Consider the following 14,847-nt stretch of genomic DNA (forward strand, 5'->3'; position numbering starts at 1 on the left):
GTTGTACGTGGTTACAGCTACCCGTGCACGCGCTTACACTTCTGACCCTCACAACACAGCTGACCTGCGGAAACACTGGCGTTCACCGCGGTCGGCAGAGGGAGGGACAAGGGCGTGTTCTACCAGGTGCTCAAGTACGTCTTCCTGGGCCCGCTGTTGCGGGTGGTCTTCCGGCCCAGGGTGGAGGGGCTGGAGCACATACCCGAGGAAGGGGCGGCGATCATCGCAGGCAATCACCTGTCCTTCGCCGATCACTTCGTGATGCCCGCGATCGTGCCGCGCAGGGTCACGTTTCTGGCCAAGTCCGAGTATTTTACCGGGCCTGGTCTGAAGGGGCGGCTGACGGCGGCGTTCTTCCGGGGCGTCGGGCAGATTCCGGTGGACCGGTCGGGCGGGAAGGCGTCGCGGGCCGCGATCCGGTCCGGGGTCAACGTGCTGCGCAAGGGGCGGCTGCTGGGGATCTACCCGGAGGGCACCCGGTCGCACGACGGGCGGCTCTACAAGGGCCGTACCGGCGTCGCCGCGATGGCGCTGGAGGCGGGGGTGAAGGTGGTGCCGTGCGCGGTGATCGGCACGTTCGAGGCCCAGCCGGCCGGGCGGCGGCTGCCGCGCGCCATCCGCGTCACGATCCGTTTCGGGGAGCCGATGGACTTCTCCCGGTACGCGGATCTGTCGTCCGAGCACGCGGCGCTGCGGGCCGTCACCGACGAGATCATGTACGAGATCATGAAGCTGTCGGGGCAGGAGTACGTCGACCTGTACGCACCCGACGCCAAGGCCGCACAGCAGCAGGCGTCCGGCCACCAGCACTAGCGAACGGGGCGCCCGGGAGAATCTCGGGCGCCCCGCGCTGTGCCGTGCTGTCCGCGACCGCTACGGCTTGGGCGTGGCGTGCGGAGCGCAGGTCACGTCCTTGGCATCGGTCTTCCCGTCCACGAAGTACGCGTCGACGCGGTCGTTGATGCAGGGGTTGACCTGGCCGGTGACACCGTGCGAACCGGCGTCCTTCTCGGTGATCATGCGCGAACCCGCCAGGCGGCCGTGCAGCTCGACGGCGCCCTCGTACGGGGTCGCGGCGTCCCGCTCGCTCTGCACGATCAGCACGCTGGGCAGGCCCTTGCCGGTCTTGACGTTCACCGGGGTCTGCTGCTTCTCGGGCCACGTGGCACAGGGCAGGTTCATCCAGGCGTTGGACCACGTCATGAACGGGGCCTTCTCGTGGATGCGGGTGTTGTCCCGGTCCCAGCGCTGCCAGCTCGTGGGCCACTTGGCGTCGTTGCACTCCACGGCCGTGTAGACCGCGTTGCCGTTCTCCGACGCGATGTTGCCGGCCTTGTCGCTCATGTCGGGCGCGGCGTTCTCGATGATCGGCTTCTCGTCACCGGCGACGTACGCGCTCCACGCCTTGGCGACCGGCGCCCACATCGAGTCGTAGTACGGCGCGTTCTGGAAGAAGCCGGTGAGTTCGGCCGGGCCGACCTTGCCGCCGAGCGGCGACTTCTTCGCGGCCGCACGCAGCTTCTCCCACTGCGCCTGGACCTTCTCGGGGGTGTCGCCGATGTGGTACGTCGCGTCGTTCTTCGCGACCCACTTCTTCCAGTCGCCCCAGCGGGTCTCGAAGGCCACGTCCTGGTCGAGGTTGGCCTGGTACCAGACCTTCTCGCGCGAGGGGTTCACGACCGAGTCGACGAGCATCCGGCGCACGTGGTCGGGGAAGAGCGTGGCGTAGACGGCACCGAGGTACGTGCCGTAGGAGACGCCGAGGTAGTTGAGCTTCTTGTCGCCCAGGGCCGCGCGCACCACGTCCAGGTCACGGACGGTGTTGGGCGTCGTCATGTGCCGGAGCAGGCTGCCGCTGCGCTCCTTGCAGCCCTCGGCGTACTCCGCGGCGAGCTTGCGCTGGGCGCGCTTGTCGGCCTCGCTGTCCGGCACCGGGTCGGCCTTGGGCGCCTTGACGAACTCCTGCGGGTCCGCGCAGGAGATCGGGGACGAGTGGCCGACGCCCCGCGGGTCGAAGCCGACGAAGTCGTAGGCCTTGGCCATCTTGGCGTAGATCGGGTTCTTGTTCGTCACCCGGGTCGGGAAGCGGAGGCCGGAGCCGCCGGGACCGCCGGGGTTGTAGACCAGGGAGCCCTGGCGCTCGCCCTTGGTGCCGGTGCTCTTGGCCCGGTCCACCGCGATCTTGATCTTCTTGCCGTCGGGCTTGGCGTAGTCGACCGGCACGGTCACGAACCCGCACTGAATCGGGGCATCCAGGCCCCAGTCCTTGGGACAGGTCTGCCAGTCGACACCGGCATCGGCGGCGCGCGCCGCGGCGAGCTTCACGCCGCGGTCCTCGGCGGAGCCGCGCTGGTGGTTCACGCCGGCGCTGGCGGGCGTGGCGGCGATGGCGCCGGCTATGAGCGCGCCGGCCACCAGGCTCCCGGCGGCGCCGAGCGCTGCTGTACGTCTCACGTGGTTGTTCCCCCTGCATGGTGCGCCACTTGTGGCGGCGATGATCACAGAGCTGCAGGGGGATCCTGTCTCGTACATCCGTCCGATGAAAAGACCGGGCGGCCTATTCTTTACCAACCCGTAGGAATCGCGGCCGCATCGAGCAGGCGCCGGACGGCCAGTGCGTCCGGCGCGACGGCGGTGACCAGAGCGGCCGGCCCGGCGAGCGGCGTGACCACGGCCTGGCCCGCACCGTCCGGCGCCCCCAGGATCCGTACCGGTACGGGCTGCTCCTCGTACGCCGGGTCGACGACGAGCAGCTGGCCGACGGCGCGGTGTCCGGCGAGCACCGCGGCCGTGTCCCAGCCGGGCACCCCGGGGCCGTACGCGGTCTCCTGGTCCAGCAGGACCCGGCCGGCGCGCCGGACCGTCAGCCGGGCCGCGAGCCGGCCGGTGTCCTCACCGGCCCGGCCGAGCACCTGCTCCTCGCGCAGCACCAGCCGGGCGGTGGCGGCGAGGTCGACGGTGGTCGTCTGGAGCAGGTCGCTGCCGGCCGCGGTGATCAGCGGTTCGGGCAGCCAGTCCAGACGGGCCCCGTCGGCGACGTCCAGCGCCACGTCGTAGCGGGCCGTCCCCGGGTGGTGGCCGGGCAGCGCGAGGGTCGCGGCCGCCGCGGTGACCCGCAGGTCGCTGCCGGGGCCGGCGGCCGCCTCGATACGCAGGTGGTCGCCGCCCACCGGGGCGCTCATGGCGCCGACCACGCAGACCCGGGCCGCCCCGTCGTGCGAGGTCAGCCGGCGCAGGGCCAGCGGGCCCTCGCCGTCCAGCACCGGCAGCCGGGACTCCCCCGACGGGGCGGCGACCGCGGTGATACGGGCGGTGGCGCACAGCTGCCGGGCGGCCGGCGGTACGGCGGCGGGGGCCGCGGGCGCGGCGGAGGCGAGCGGGGGCGGCGCGAGGGTCATGCCGGGCCCGCGGTCCACTCGGCGAGGCGCTCACGGACCCAGTCGGCGACCGGGGCCACACCGTTCTCGGACTTGATCGCGGTGAAGGCGACGGGCAGCTCACCGCGCTGGGCCTTGGCGTCCCGCGCCATGCCCTCCAAGTCGGAGCCGACGTACGGGGCGAGGTCGGTCTTGTTGATGACGAGCAGGTCGGCGGTGGTGACGCCGGGGCCGCCCTTGCGCGGGATGTCGTCACCGCCGGCCACGTCGATGACGAAGATCTGGAAGTCGACCAGGCCCTTGGAGAACGTGGCGGTGAGGTTGTCGCCGCCGGACTCCACCAGGACCAGGTCCAGCGGACCGATCTCGTCCTCCAGGTCCTCCACGGCCTCCAGGTTGGCGGAGATGTCGTCGCGGATGGCGGTGTGCGGGCAGGCGCCGGTCTCCACGGCGGTGATCCGCTCGGGCGGCAGGACCGCCTCGCGGAGCAGGAACTCCGCGTCCTCTCGGGTGTAGATGTCGTTGGTGACGACGGCGATGGAGAGGGTGTCGCGCAGGGCGCGGCAGAGCGCCGCCACGGTGGCGGTCTTGCCGGAGCCGACCGGACCGCCCAGGCCGATGCGCACGGCGCGGCGGGTGCCGTCGGGGCGCTTGGGGTCGGCGGCGCTGTAGGTGTGCCGGTGGGGGAACTTCTCGTCGAGGTCGTGGTCGAGGTGCATGGCAACTCCGTTGGTGCGGAAGGTGTGGTGTGCGGTGCGGTGACGGTGCGTCACCGCACCGTCAGGAGGCGAACAGCCGTACCGGCCAGCCGGCGTGCTGCTCGGCGGTGATGTCCAGCAGCGGCGCCGAGCGGGCGGGCAGGACGGCGGTCCCCTCCAGCGGGACGCGTGCGGCGGCCTCGGCCGCCTCGGCCACGACCGCGTCCATGGCGGGGGCGAGGCGGGCCAGGACCGCCGTCGCGTCGAAGGGGTCCAGGCTCAGCAGCCGTACGGCGGCCGTGGCCGGGCCGCTCACCGTCTCGTAGACGACGGCGTACGCGGCGTCCTCCGGTCCCAGGCCCGCCGAGCGCGCGCCCAGGCCGAGGACGACGGGCTGGTGGGCGCCGCGGGGCCGGGCCGCGGCGAGCGCGTCCAGCTCCGGCGACGGCCAGGTCGCGCGGGCCGCCCGCATCATCTGGCGGCCCAGCTTGCGGGCGGTGGCCCGCAGGGCCGGTACCGGCGTACGGGCGTCCGCCGCTTCGTCCAGGGCGAGCGGGTCGCACCCGGCGGCGGCCGCGGCGGCCAGTCCGGCGGCCACCAGCCCGGCGGTGTGCAGGCGGCCGTGGCAGAACGCCGCGAGGGTGCGGGCGTCGGTGACGCGGCCGGCGGCGACGGCCGGTTCGGCGCCGCCGGAGTGCGCGTGCCCGCCGGCCGGGAACCGCCCGTCGGCCAGGACCAGCAGTGCGGCGCGGCTCATCGGGCGGCCCGCTTCCGGCCGGTACGCCCGGCGGCCGTCCCATAACGCATCGTCAAGTCGGCCATCAGAACAGGAAGTACCGCTGGGCCATGGGCAGTTCGGCGGCGGGTGCGGGCTCGACCACCTCGTCGTCGATGGTCACCGTGAAGGTGTCGGGATCGACCACCACCCTCGGCAGCGCGTCGTTGTTGCGCATGGACGACTTGCCGACCTGTCGGGTGGAGCGGATCGCCGTCAGCTCCTTGGCGATGCCCAGCCGGCCGGCCAGCCCGTCCTCGACGGCCTGCTCGGAGACGAAGTTGAGCGAGTTCGCGCCGGGTGCCTTGCCCATCGCGCCGAACATCGGGCGCGGCAGGACGGGCTGCGGGGTGGGGATGGACGCGTTGGCGTCACCGACCTGCGCGTACGCGATCTGGCCGCCCTTGATGACCAGCCGCGGCTTGACGCCGAAGAAGGCCGGGTCCCACAGCACGAGGTCGGCGAGCTTGCCGGCCTCGACGGAGCCGACGACGTGGTCGACGCCCTGGGCGATCGCCGGGTTGATGGTGTACTTCGCGACGTAGCGCCGTACCCGGTTGTTGTCCGCCGCGAAGTCCCCGGCCAGCGCGCCGCGGCGCTTCTTCATCACGTGCGCGGTCTGCCACGTCCGCATGACGACCTCGCCGATGCGGCCCATGGCCTGCGCGTCGGAGGACATCATCGAGATGGCGCCCATGTCGTGCAGGATGTCCTCGGCCGCGATGGTCGAGGGGCGGATGCGGGACTCGGCGAAGGCCAGGTCCTCGGGGACCGCGGGGTTCAGGTGGTGGCAGACCATCAGCATGTCGAGGTGCTCCTCGACGGTGTTGACGGTGTGCGGCCGGGTCGGGTTGGTCGAGGCGGGCAGCACGTTCGGCTCCGACACCATGGCGATCATGTCGGGCGCGTGGCCGCCGCCGGCGCCCTCGACGTGGAAGGCGTGGATCGAGCGTCCGGCGATGGCGCCGATGGTGTCGCCGAGGAAGCCGGCCTCGTTCAGGGTGTCGGTGTGGATCGCGAGCTGGGCGCCGCTCTCCTCGCAGACGCCGAGGCAGGCGTCCAGGACGGCCGGGGTGGCGCCCCAGTCCTCGTGGATCTTGAAGCCGAGCACGCCGGCCCGCAGCTGGTCGCGCATGGAGGCGACCGACATGGTGTTGCCCTTGCCGAGCAGCCCGACGTTGACGGGGAAGGCGTCCATCGCCTCGAAGAGCCGGGCGACGTGCCAGGCGCCGGGGGTGATGGTGGTGGCCTTGCTGCCCTCGGCGGGGCCGGTACCGCCGCCGATCATGGTGGTGACGCCGGAGGCCAGCGCCTCGTTCGCCTGCTCGGGGCAGATGAAGTGGACGTGGGTGTCGATGGCACCGGCGGTGAGGATCTTGCCCTGCCCGGCGATGATCTCGGTCTCCGGGCCGATCACCAGGTCGGGGTGGACGCCGTCCATGGTGTCGGGGTTGCCGGCCTTGCCGAGCGCCACGATCCGGCCGTCGCGGATGCCGACGTCCGCCTTGACGATGCCCCAGTGGTCGATGACGATCACGCCGGTGATCACGGTGTCCGGCGCGCCGTCCGCGCGGGAGAGCCGGGACTGGCCCATCGACTCCCGGATGACCTTGCCGCCGCCGAAGACGGCCTCGTCACCGCTGCGCCCGGGGCCGCCCGCCCAGTCCTCGCTGATCTCGATCAGCAGGTCGGTGTCGGCCAGCCGCACCAGGTCGCCCGCCGTCGGGCCGAAGAGGTCGGCGTACGCGGCGCGGGAAAGTTCAGCCATCGAGGGTGCCTCCGGTCTCGCCACGCAGGCCCGCGACGATCCGCTTGCCCCCGAGGGGCACGAGTTCGACCTCGGTGGGGATACCGGGCTCGAAGCGCACGGCCGAGCCGGCGGGGACGTTCAGGTGCTTGCCGTGCGCGGCCGCACGGTCGAAGTCGAGGCCGGGATTGGCCTCGGCGAAGTGGTAGTGGGAGCCGACCTGGACGGGGCGGTCGGCGATGTTGAGGACGGTCATGCGGGTGACGGGAAGGCCTTCGTTGAGGCGTACCGGCGCGTCCGCGTGGATGATCTGTCCCGGGATCATCTTCGGCTCTCCCTGGGTCAGCTGATGGGGTCGTGGACGGTGACGAGCTTGGTGCCGTCCGGGAAGGTCGCCTCGACCTGGACGTCGTGGATCATCTCGGGGATGCCCTCCATGACGTCGTCCCGGGTGAGGACCTTGCGCCCGGAGGACATCAGCTCGGCAACCGTCCGGCCGTCGCGCGCGCCTTCCAGGATGTGCACGGTCAGCAGGGCAATGGCTTCGGGGTGGTTGAGCCGTACGCCGCGGGCCCGGCGCTTTTCGGCAACGTCCGCCGCGACATGAATCATCAGTCGTTCTTGTTCATGCGGGGTCAGTTGCATATTCCACCTCACAAATCTTGCGCCCAGACCGCATCGGCCCAGGTCACGGGGTAGACACACCCGCTAAGTAGATGTATCACACATTCAACAAAGGAAAGGCAAACTGATCTCCAGATAAGTTCCATGAATCGGCGCGGACTTCGCAGGCTAGCTCCGCCCGATGTCGTCCGCGTTACCGCGGTGAATCCCTTGTTAAATCTGGGGACCGGGCCCCTCGGCGGCTATTTCCCGCCCGGTCGGCACGTCCCTCGAAAGAGACAAAACAGACTGGCGCTCCGCTGCCCGGAACAGCGCGTTCGTTATCCGCTCTTGACTGCCCATCGACAAGTCACGATGCTCATGTCCGCGCACTCGCACGCCTCACGCGTCGCGCACGCGCTTCAACACAACAGCAAGCTCCGCAACACCACCCCCCACACCAGTATCGGAGCCACATCGTGACCCGTACCGTACGAATACGCCGGGCCGTCCTCGCGGCGGGCGCCTGCACCGCCGTCGCCGCCACGCTCTTCACCGCGGCCGGCGCCCAGGCCGGTACCGCCCCGCTCGCCGCGCCGGACATCCCGGTCTCCGCCGTCAAGGGCGACCTGGACCAGCTCCAGTCCATCGCCGACGCCAACGGCGGCAACCGCGCCCACGGTCAGCCCGGATACAAGGCGTCCGTGGACTACATCAAGGGCAAGCTGGACGAGGCGGGATTCAAGACCCAGGTCCAGGAGTTCAGTTCGGGCGGCAGCAAGGGCTACAACCTCATCGCCGACTGGCCCGGCGGCGACGAGAGCAAGACGGTGATGGCCGGCGCCCACCTGGACTCCGTCGACGCGGGCCCGGGCATCAACGACAACGGCTCCGGCTCGGCCGGCATCCTCGAGGTCGCCCTCGCGGTCGCCAAGGCGGACCTCAAGCCCACCAAGCACCTGCGGTTCGGCTGGTGGGGCGCCGAGGAGCTCGGCATGGTCGGCTCCTCGCACTACGTGGACGGGCTGGCCGAGGGCGACCGCGCGAAGTTCGACTCCTACCTGAACTTCGACATGATCGGCTCCCCCAACCCCGGCTACTTCGTCTACGACGACGACACCCGGCTGGAGAAGGTCTTCAAGGACTGGTACGCGAGCAAGGACATCGCCACCGAGATCGAGACCGAGGGCGACGGCCGCTCCGACCACGCGGCGTTCAAGGACGCGGGCATCCCCGTCGGCGGCCTCTTCTCCGGCGCCGACTACCGGAAGACCGCCGAGCAGGCCAAGAACTGGGGCGGCACGGAGGGCGAGCCCTTCGACGCCTGCTACCACCGGTCCTGCGACACGACGAAGAACATCGACGAGAAGGCACTGGACACCAACACCGACGCCATCGCGCACGCGGTCTGGGAGCTCAGCTCCTGACGCCCGCTCCCCCGCAGGGCCGGCTCAGTAGCTGACCCGCCTCACCCCTCGTGGCCCGGTCGCCGATCCCCGGCGGCCGGGCCGCGGTGCTCCGCGGCGATGCCGAACCGCCGCCGTTCGCCCGGAGCGGACGCCGGCAGCTGCCGGACCGTGGAGACGGTGCTGATGACCTCCTCCTCGGCGCCCGCTTCCGCACGGTCGAGATCTTCAAGCCTCTGCAGGTCAGCGGCGGACACCAGCGCGACCAACGGCTTGCCGTGGCGCGTGACGACCACGCGCTCGGAGCCGTACACCACGCGGTTGATCAAATCCGCGAGCTCCGCCCGGGCTTGCGTCACCGGAATCTCGTAGGTCATGCTCCCCATTCTAACGGGATGTACGTCCTGTACATTTTTTACAAACGAAAAGAGGAGGAGCCCTCATGCTCGAACCGACGGCCCGCTATGTCCTCCCGGAGTTCACCGAGCGCACGACGCAGGGCGCCCGCACGCTCGATCCGTACTCCAAGCTTTTCGACGAGCGCATCGTCTTTCTCGGCACGCCGATCGACGACACCGCGGCCAACGACGTGATGGCACAGCTGATCCACCTCGAGCACGCCGCCCCCGACCAGGCCATCTCGCTCTACATCAACTCCCCCGGCGGCTCGTTCACCGCGATGACCGCGATCTACGACACGATGCAGTTCGTCACCAGCCCCATCGAGACGGTCTGCCTCGGCCAGGCGGCCTCCGCCGCCGCCGTCCTGCTCGCCGCCGGCCACCCCGGCCGCCGCCTCGCTCTCCCCGGCGCCCGGGTCCTCATCCACCAGCCGTCCTTCAGCGAACCGATCGAGGGCCAGGCCACCGACCTGGATCTCCAGGCCCGCGAACTGCTCCGCACCCGCGACCTGTTGGAGGAGCTGCTCGCCCGGCACACCGGCCGGCCGCGCGAGCAGATCGCCGCCGACATCGAACGCGACAAGATCCTCGACGCGCGGCAGGCCGTGGCCTACGGGCTGATCGACGACGTCACCCGCGGCCGCAAGGCCTCGGCGGGCGTGTCCGGCGGGGCTCCGGGTGCGGGCTCCGGTACGGCTCCCGGCGCGAGGTGAGGGGATGGCCGCCCTCCCTCCCGAGCTGCCACCGCTACCCGCGCTGACCAGGGCCGAAGGCGCCTTCATCGACAGCTACCTCCAGGTGCTGGACCTGCTGGGGCGGATCAATCCGGCCCGCGGCAACGGCACGTACCAGGGACTGCGGGCCGCGCAGGCACTCGTCGGCCGGGCCGCGGACCTGCGGGACGCGCTGGCGCTGATGCACGAGCGCGGCGAGACGGAGCTGCACGCCGACACCCTCACCCGCGCGCTGCGGGTGCTGGACGGGGAGCGGCGGGCCGGTCTCGTCGCCGTCCCGCCGCCTGCTGAGGAATGACGGGACGATTCCGTTCCCTGGGGCCTCCGGCACCCGATCGGTCTCCGCCCGTTGGAGTGCCTGTGGGTGCGACTGATGCGGGGCTCGACTTGCGCGCCGCGCCGACGTGTCGGATTGCGGACCGTACGACCGCGCCGGTACGGGGGTGCGTACGGCCCTCGGTCCGCTCGACGCACAGCCCCTGTCCACCCGAATGGATCAAGCGTGACGACCCTCACACCAGGCATGTTCCACTCCGGCTTCACCGGTGCGTTGCGCAACGATCCCTCCGACGACAAGCCCCCGCCACAGCGGCGGGGCGGTCCGGGCGGACGCCGAATCCTGCCGCCGTACCCGGACGTCTGGTCGATACACGTGGACCGGCAGGAGCGGAGGACCCGAGCACGACGGGGCCACCGGCCGGCTGCTCTTGCGGCCGGCGGTCCCTTGGGGTGAAGCCGGTGCCCGCCTTCGGGCGGCAGTACATCCGGCCGGGCATCTTCGCCTGCCCGAACCCGACAGGTCTTCCTTCGCAGGCGGCTGACGAAGGAGTGCGCATGTCTGCGCGCGATGATCATCCTGCTTCTGGTGTGCCCGCCCTGGTGTCCCGCGCCGCGGCGGTTTCGGTGCTCACGCTGGCACTGGTGGGAGGCGGGGGCCTGGTCCCCGGCAGCACGGCGGACGCGACGGCGGCACCCGCCGCGGCGTCCACGACGGTGTCCGCGACGTCCGCGGTCACGGCGGCCTCGTCGGGGTCCGGCCACCGGGCGCTGCGGGTCGCGGCGTCGAAGAAGGGTTCGCCGTACCGCTGGGGAGCCACGGGCCCGCACAGCTTCGACTGCTCGGGGCTGACGCAGTACGCGTTCAAGCGCGTGGGCAAGCGGCTGCCACGCACGGCGGATTCCCAGTACCGCCACGTCCGGCACATCAGCGCCTCCGCACGAAAGCGGGGTGACCTGGTCTTCTTCCACTCCGGCCGCTCGGTGTACCACGTGGGCATCTACGCCGGAAAGGGCCGCATCTGGCACGCCCCCAAGCCCGGGGCCTCGGTCCGCAAGGAACGCATCTGGACCCGCAGCGTCTGGTACGGCCGCGCGTAAGGGCCGATAGGCCACCAGGAACCCCGGGGAGCCGAACCGCGGCGGCCTCCCCGGGGTTCCGCACCACCGACTGCCCTCCGGCGTTCGCGCGCTACCGGTGGGCAACGCCTAACGATTCGAATATCTGCGTGGACAGGGCGGGTTGGTTGTCGTAGCTTCTGCCGGCGGCCGTGAGGGTGCCGTTCGGGGCGGGGCCAGGGGGGCTTCGGCGATTACTGGGGGGACACCCATGCCTGGGGAAAAGACGGTGGCGGCAAGTGGTGGGAGACGCGGGGCGCTTGTTTCGCCGGTTCGGTGGGCGGCGGTTGTGGTGGTATTGCTGGGCGTGTTCCTTGCGGTGGACGTGCTGATACTCGCCGCCGGCGGGCGGTATTTGCGTGTGCTGGGTGAATTGGCTGCGGAGAAGGGGGACTTCGGTGGCTCGGACTTCGAGCCATTCGAGTCCTCCGGGGCGGAGTTCGCTGCGGCTGATGAGGATTATTCGTTTTACGGGAATCTCTCCGTTCAGCTCTTGCCCGTTGTCGCGTTGGCGTTCCTCTTCTGGTTCTTCCGCACCAGAATCAATGGCGAGGTCTTCACTCCCGACGGTCACCGGCGGGGGCGGCTCTGGACGGTCGGTGCGTGGGTCACCCCGATCGTCAATCTGTGGTTTCCGCGGCAGATCGCCGGGGACATCTGGAAGGCCAGCAGCCCGCCCGGTAGCCGTGTTTCGTATGTCGTGGTGAATGCCTGGTGGGGGATGTGGGTCGCGACGAACCTTTTTGGCGTTGTCGGCAGTTCTCAGATGCGCGGAGCCGAGGGGTTCGGGGAGTTGCGGGCGGCGGTGCGGACCCTGTTCCTGTCCGATCTGCTGGATGCGGCCGCCGCCGTTCTCGCGATCGTGTTCGTGTGGCGGCACACCGCGCTGCAGCACGTACGGATCAACACGCTTACCAACACGCGTCACACGCTCCCGGAACCGGCGTAGGGGCGCCGCGTGGGCCACATGTGGGGAAAGGTGCTGGACGCGGCTGCCGCCGGTGCGTTTCCGGCTGCTGACGGGAGCGTCACCGTGCTGCCGCCGGTGTCGGAGCGCGACAGTGGTGTCCTCTCGTTCTCGGGGTGCGCGTTCGTGTGTGCCGACGTCTCCCCCGACTGGGTGCGGCAGCGGATCGCGCCGGGGGAGCCGGGGGCTCCGCTGAGTCCGGGGTTCCTGGCCGCGCTGGCGGACCGTACCGGTCGTACGGTCGAGGGCGTCGACATGCTCACGGTCGCCGAACCGCTCCCGGGGCCGCCGCCGTTGGCGCTGCGGGAGATCCGCGATCCGGCCCACCCGCGCCTCGCACGCGCGTTGCGCCATCGCGACGACGTACGGGCGTGGACCACCGACGGGGGCGGGCACGGCGTCGTGGTGCTCGGCCGTGGTGTCGCGGGGCGGTGGGAGGTGGCGTTCGAGGTGCCCGAGGCCGCGCGCGGGCATGGGCTCGGCCGGCTGCTGGCGACGGCTGCCCGCCATCTTGTACCGGCGAACCGGCCCCTATGGGCTCAGGTCGCCCCGGCGAACGCCGCCAGCGTACGGGCCCTGCTCGCGGCCGGGTTCACCCCGGTCGGCGCGGAGGCGCTCCTTGCGATGAGGGAGAGCTGACCGACGGCCGGACGCCACCGGCTGAACGGCGGATGCCCGTCGCACGATGGACACCGGCCGCACGTGGAATACCGGCCGGGCCTCCGTCGGGACGGGCCCCGCGTGCACACCATACGGACCCCCGACCGGCCCTCCGCCCCCCGCCTGCGTGCGGCGAATGATCTCGGCCGCATTGGCGGTGGTCGCTCGCGCCACGGTGGTCGGTCACGCCTTCGCGCCGCGGGGAGCGGCTCGCGGGGCCGGGGTCGGCCAGGGGAGGGCTACCCAGACCGTCTTGCCGCCGGCGTCGGTGGGTTCGATGGTGATCTTTCCGCCGGATTCCGCGACGAGGGTGCGGATGATGACGAGTCCGCGGCCGTTGTCCTGCTGAACGGCGGCGGGGAGCCGGCGCGGCATGCGGGGGTGACTGTCCGTGACACCGATGGTCAGCACTTCGTCCCGGTCGAGGTGGAGGACGACGGTGAAGGCCGGGGATCTGCCGAGGGTGTGGACGACAGCGTTGGTGGCCAGTTCGGAGACGATGAGCAGCACGGTGTCGTGGAGGTCCGCGCGTTCCGCGCCACCCGCCTCGTCCCACCCCGAGAGGACTCCAGTAACGTATCTGCGCGCCGTTGGTACGGACTCCGGCGCGCTCGGCAGGGTCAGTGATGCTTCCTGGTGGTCTGCCATCGCCGCGCCCGTCCCTTTCCCGCCCAAGGCCGTCTCTCCGCTGCGCAGAGGCATGATCAGGTCCGAAAATCGGCCCCGTGCCGCTGCTTTGCGCCAGACTGCCACTCATGCTGCCCCTGCCGTGAGCCATCCACCAAGATATGCATATATCTGTCGCTCGAAGCGGTGAACTCTGCTACGCGAGACCGTATTTGGGCGGCACACTGACGCATCGGTGTCAGTTATGACGAGTCGCGGTTATCCGTGAGGAGGGTTCATGCACCACGGTCCCGCAGTGCGCCGTCGCAAGCTCGGTGCGGAGTTGAGGCGCCGTCGGAATCTGGCCGGGCTCACCAGCGGCGAGGCCGCCCGCCTTGTGGGCTGGCACCAGTCGAAGGTGAGCCGGATCGAGACCGGCCGGAGCGGAGTGCGTCCGGCCGACGTGGAACGGCTGCTGGACGCGTACAACGTGCACGACGAGGAGTCGCGGGCGCTGCTGGCCGCGCTGTGCGGCCAGGACGCGGGCGGCGGGGGCGGAGGGGACGCGGGACGAGGCTGGTGGCACACCTACCGTGACCTGCTGCCGCCGCAGTACCGGGACTTCATCAGCCTGGAGGCCGGCGCCTCGCACGCGCGGACGCTGGAGACGACGGTGGTACCGGGGCTGCTGCAGACCCCGGATTACGCACGGGCGGTCACCCGGGCGGCCCTGGCCGACCTGCCGCAGAGCAGAATCGATGCGCTGGTCGGTGTCCGCATGGAGCGTCAGAACGTGCTGGACGGGGACGCTCCACTGAACCTTTCAGCCGTATTGGACGAGGCCGTCCTACGCCGTCCGGCGGGTGGCCCGGAGGTGATGAAGGACCAATTGCGGCATCTGCTTCAGGTCATGGAACTGCCGCACGTGCGGCTGCAGGTGCTGCCGTTTGCAGCCGGTGTCCACATCGGCATCACCGGCCCTTTCGTTATCTTCTCCTTTCCGCTCATTGCTGACTTGGATGTGGTGGTTCTCGACCATTTGACGAGTAGCCTCTACCTCGAACGCAAAGAGGACCTCAGGGCGTACAGCGATGCATTCGACACGCTGCGGGGGCACGCCCTCTCATGCGAGGAATCATCGGCTTTGATTGCCCAGATCGCTGACGGCTGAGTGGCCTGGTCTGGGCGCGTTGAGGAGGCTCCAACATGACGGCATCGCCGCGGTACGTACCCGCCAGCACCGCCCTTACGGGCGCGTGCTGGGTGCGCAGCACGCGCAGTACGGGAATGAACAACTGCGTCGAGACCGCCCGGGTCAACGGTGAAACTCTCGCCGTTCGCGACTCGAAGGACATTTCGGGGCCCGCGTTGCTGTTCGCGGGCTCCGCGTGGCGGGCTTTTGTCGACGCCCTGCACACCGGTGAGCCCACAAAGGCGGGCTGATCCGGACACCTTCGAGGGACCGGTTCAAGAATAAA

General features: G+C 70.6%; 18 protein-coding genes and 1 riboswitch. Of the genes, 9 read left to right on the forward strand and 9 right to left on the reverse strand.

The genetic code is table 11. The annotated features are described in order from the left end of the window. Positions 1-114 precede the first annotated feature (114 nt). Positions 115-813: a lysophospholipid acyltransferase family protein gene (locus ABZ840_RS20500; RefSeq protein WP_361561483.1), complete on the forward strand. Its 699-nt coding sequence runs from the start codon at positions 115-117 to the stop codon at positions 811-813. 60 nt (positions 814-873) lie between these two features. Here the strand turns inward: ABZ840_RS20500 and ABZ840_RS20505 are convergent, their stop codons facing one another. The 7 genes from ABZ840_RS20505 to ABZ840_RS20535 form a co-directional block, all read right to left on the reverse strand. Next, the gene (locus tag ABZ840_RS20505; protein ID WP_361561484.1) at positions 874-2,454 is read right to left on the reverse strand and encodes an alpha/beta hydrolase; all 1,581 of its coding nucleotides are present in this window, start codon (positions 2,452-2,454) and stop codon (positions 874-876) included. Positions 2,455-2,564: 110 nt separating this feature from the next. After that, positions 2,565-3,398, reverse strand: coding sequence for an urease accessory protein UreD (locus tag ABZ840_RS20510; RefSeq protein ID WP_361561485.1), 834 nt, complete (start codon positions 3,396-3,398; stop codon positions 2,565-2,567). Further along, positions 3,395-4,096 carry an urease accessory protein UreG gene (ureG, locus tag ABZ840_RS20515; protein WP_361561718.1) on the reverse strand — a complete coding sequence of 234 codons (702 nt, stop codon included), beginning with the start codon at positions 4,094-4,096 and terminating at the stop codon, positions 3,395-3,397. Before ureG ends, ABZ840_RS20510 begins: the two co-directional genes overlap by 4 nt. 61 nt (positions 4,097-4,157) lie before the next feature. Next, on the reverse strand, positions 4,158-4,832 hold the full coding sequence (locus ABZ840_RS20520; RefSeq protein ID WP_361561486.1) for an urease accessory UreF family protein: 675 nt from the start codon (positions 4,830-4,832) through the stop codon (positions 4,158-4,160). 64 nt (positions 4,833-4,896) lie between these two features. Further along, on the reverse strand, positions 4,897-6,618 hold the full coding sequence (locus tag ABZ840_RS20525) for an urease subunit alpha (protein WP_361561487.1): 1,722 nt from the start codon (positions 6,616-6,618) through the stop codon (positions 4,897-4,899). Then, positions 6,611-6,922, reverse strand: a complete 312-nt coding sequence (locus ABZ840_RS20530; protein WP_361561488.1) for an urease subunit beta — start codon at positions 6,920-6,922, stop codon at positions 6,611-6,613. Before ABZ840_RS20530 ends, ABZ840_RS20525 begins: the two co-directional genes overlap by 8 nt. 17 nt (positions 6,923-6,939) lie before the next feature. After that, positions 6,940-7,242: an urease subunit gamma gene (locus ABZ840_RS20535; RefSeq protein WP_030257914.1), complete on the reverse strand. Its 303-nt coding sequence runs from the start codon at positions 7,240-7,242 to the stop codon at positions 6,940-6,942. Between the two features lie 437 nt (positions 7,243-7,679). Between ABZ840_RS20535 and ABZ840_RS20540 the strand changes: the two genes are divergently transcribed. Then, on the forward strand, positions 7,680-8,627 hold the full coding sequence (locus ABZ840_RS20540; protein ID WP_361561489.1) for a M28 family metallopeptidase: 948 nt from the start codon (positions 7,680-7,682) through the stop codon (positions 8,625-8,627). Positions 8,628-8,668: 41 nt separating this feature from the next. Here ABZ840_RS20540 and ABZ840_RS20545 read toward each other — a convergent pair whose 3' ends face one another. Beyond that, positions 8,669-8,983, reverse strand: coding sequence for a type II toxin-antitoxin system Phd/YefM family antitoxin (locus ABZ840_RS20545; RefSeq protein ID WP_361561490.1), 315 nt, complete (start codon positions 8,981-8,983; stop codon positions 8,669-8,671). Between the two features lie 65 nt (positions 8,984-9,048). On the opposite strand from ABZ840_RS20545, the gene ABZ840_RS20550 reads away from it, so the two are divergent. The 5 genes from ABZ840_RS20550 to ABZ840_RS20570 all read left to right on the forward strand — a co-directional run bounded on the left by ABZ840_RS20550 (position 9,049) and on the right by ABZ840_RS20570 (position 12,742). Further along, positions 9,049-9,720 carry an ATP-dependent Clp protease proteolytic subunit gene (locus ABZ840_RS20550; RefSeq protein WP_361561491.1) on the forward strand — a complete coding sequence of 224 codons (672 nt, stop codon included), beginning with the start codon at positions 9,049-9,051 and terminating at the stop codon, positions 9,718-9,720. A gap of 4 nt (positions 9,721-9,724) precedes the next feature. Next, complete coding sequence (locus ABZ840_RS20555; RefSeq protein ID WP_361561492.1) at positions 9,725-10,039, forward strand: hypothetical protein; 315 nt, start codon at positions 9,725-9,727, stop codon at positions 10,037-10,039. Between the two features lie 302 nt (positions 10,040-10,341). Beyond that, a riboswitch (cyclic di-AMP (ydaO/yuaA leader) is annotated at positions 10,342-10,572 on the forward strand. 3 nt (positions 10,573-10,575) lie between these two features. Continuing rightward, the gene (locus ABZ840_RS20560; RefSeq protein ID WP_361561493.1) at positions 10,576-11,118 is read left to right on the forward strand and encodes a C40 family peptidase; all 543 of its coding nucleotides are present in this window, start codon (positions 10,576-10,578) and stop codon (positions 11,116-11,118) included. A 307-nt stretch (positions 11,119-11,425) separates the two neighbouring features. Then, on the forward strand, positions 11,426-12,085 hold the full coding sequence (locus ABZ840_RS20565) for a DUF4328 domain-containing protein (RefSeq protein WP_361561494.1): 660 nt from the start codon (positions 11,426-11,428) through the stop codon (positions 12,083-12,085). A gap of 18 nt (positions 12,086-12,103) precedes the next feature. Beyond that, on the forward strand, positions 12,104-12,742 hold the full coding sequence (locus ABZ840_RS20570) for a GNAT family N-acetyltransferase (RefSeq protein ID WP_361561719.1): 639 nt from the start codon (positions 12,104-12,106) through the stop codon (positions 12,740-12,742). Positions 12,743-12,946: 204 nt separating this feature from the next. On the opposite strand, the gene ABZ840_RS20575 is transcribed toward ABZ840_RS20570, so the two are convergent. Beyond that, the gene (locus tag ABZ840_RS20575; protein ID WP_361561495.1) at positions 12,947-13,411 is read right to left on the reverse strand and encodes an ATP-binding protein; all 465 of its coding nucleotides are present in this window, start codon (positions 13,409-13,411) and stop codon (positions 12,947-12,949) included. A 256-nt stretch (positions 13,412-13,667) separates the two neighbouring features. Between ABZ840_RS20575 and ABZ840_RS20580 the strand changes: the two genes are divergently transcribed. Together ABZ840_RS20580 and ABZ840_RS20585 are read left to right on the forward strand one after the other, a co-directional pair. Continuing rightward, positions 13,668-14,540 carry a helix-turn-helix transcriptional regulator gene (locus ABZ840_RS20580; protein ID WP_361561496.1) on the forward strand — a complete coding sequence of 291 codons (873 nt, stop codon included), beginning with the start codon at positions 13,668-13,670 and terminating at the stop codon, positions 14,538-14,540. Positions 14,541-14,575: 35 nt separating this feature from the next. Next, the gene (locus ABZ840_RS20585; protein WP_361561497.1) at positions 14,576-14,812 is read left to right on the forward strand and encodes a DUF397 domain-containing protein; all 237 of its coding nucleotides are present in this window, start codon (positions 14,576-14,578) and stop codon (positions 14,810-14,812) included. Positions 14,813-14,847 lie beyond the last annotated feature (35 nt).

This window comes from Streptomyces sp. NPDC047117 (genome assembly GCF_040643545.1).
Lineage (GTDB): Bacteria > Actinomycetota > Actinomycetes > Streptomycetales > Streptomycetaceae > Streptomyces.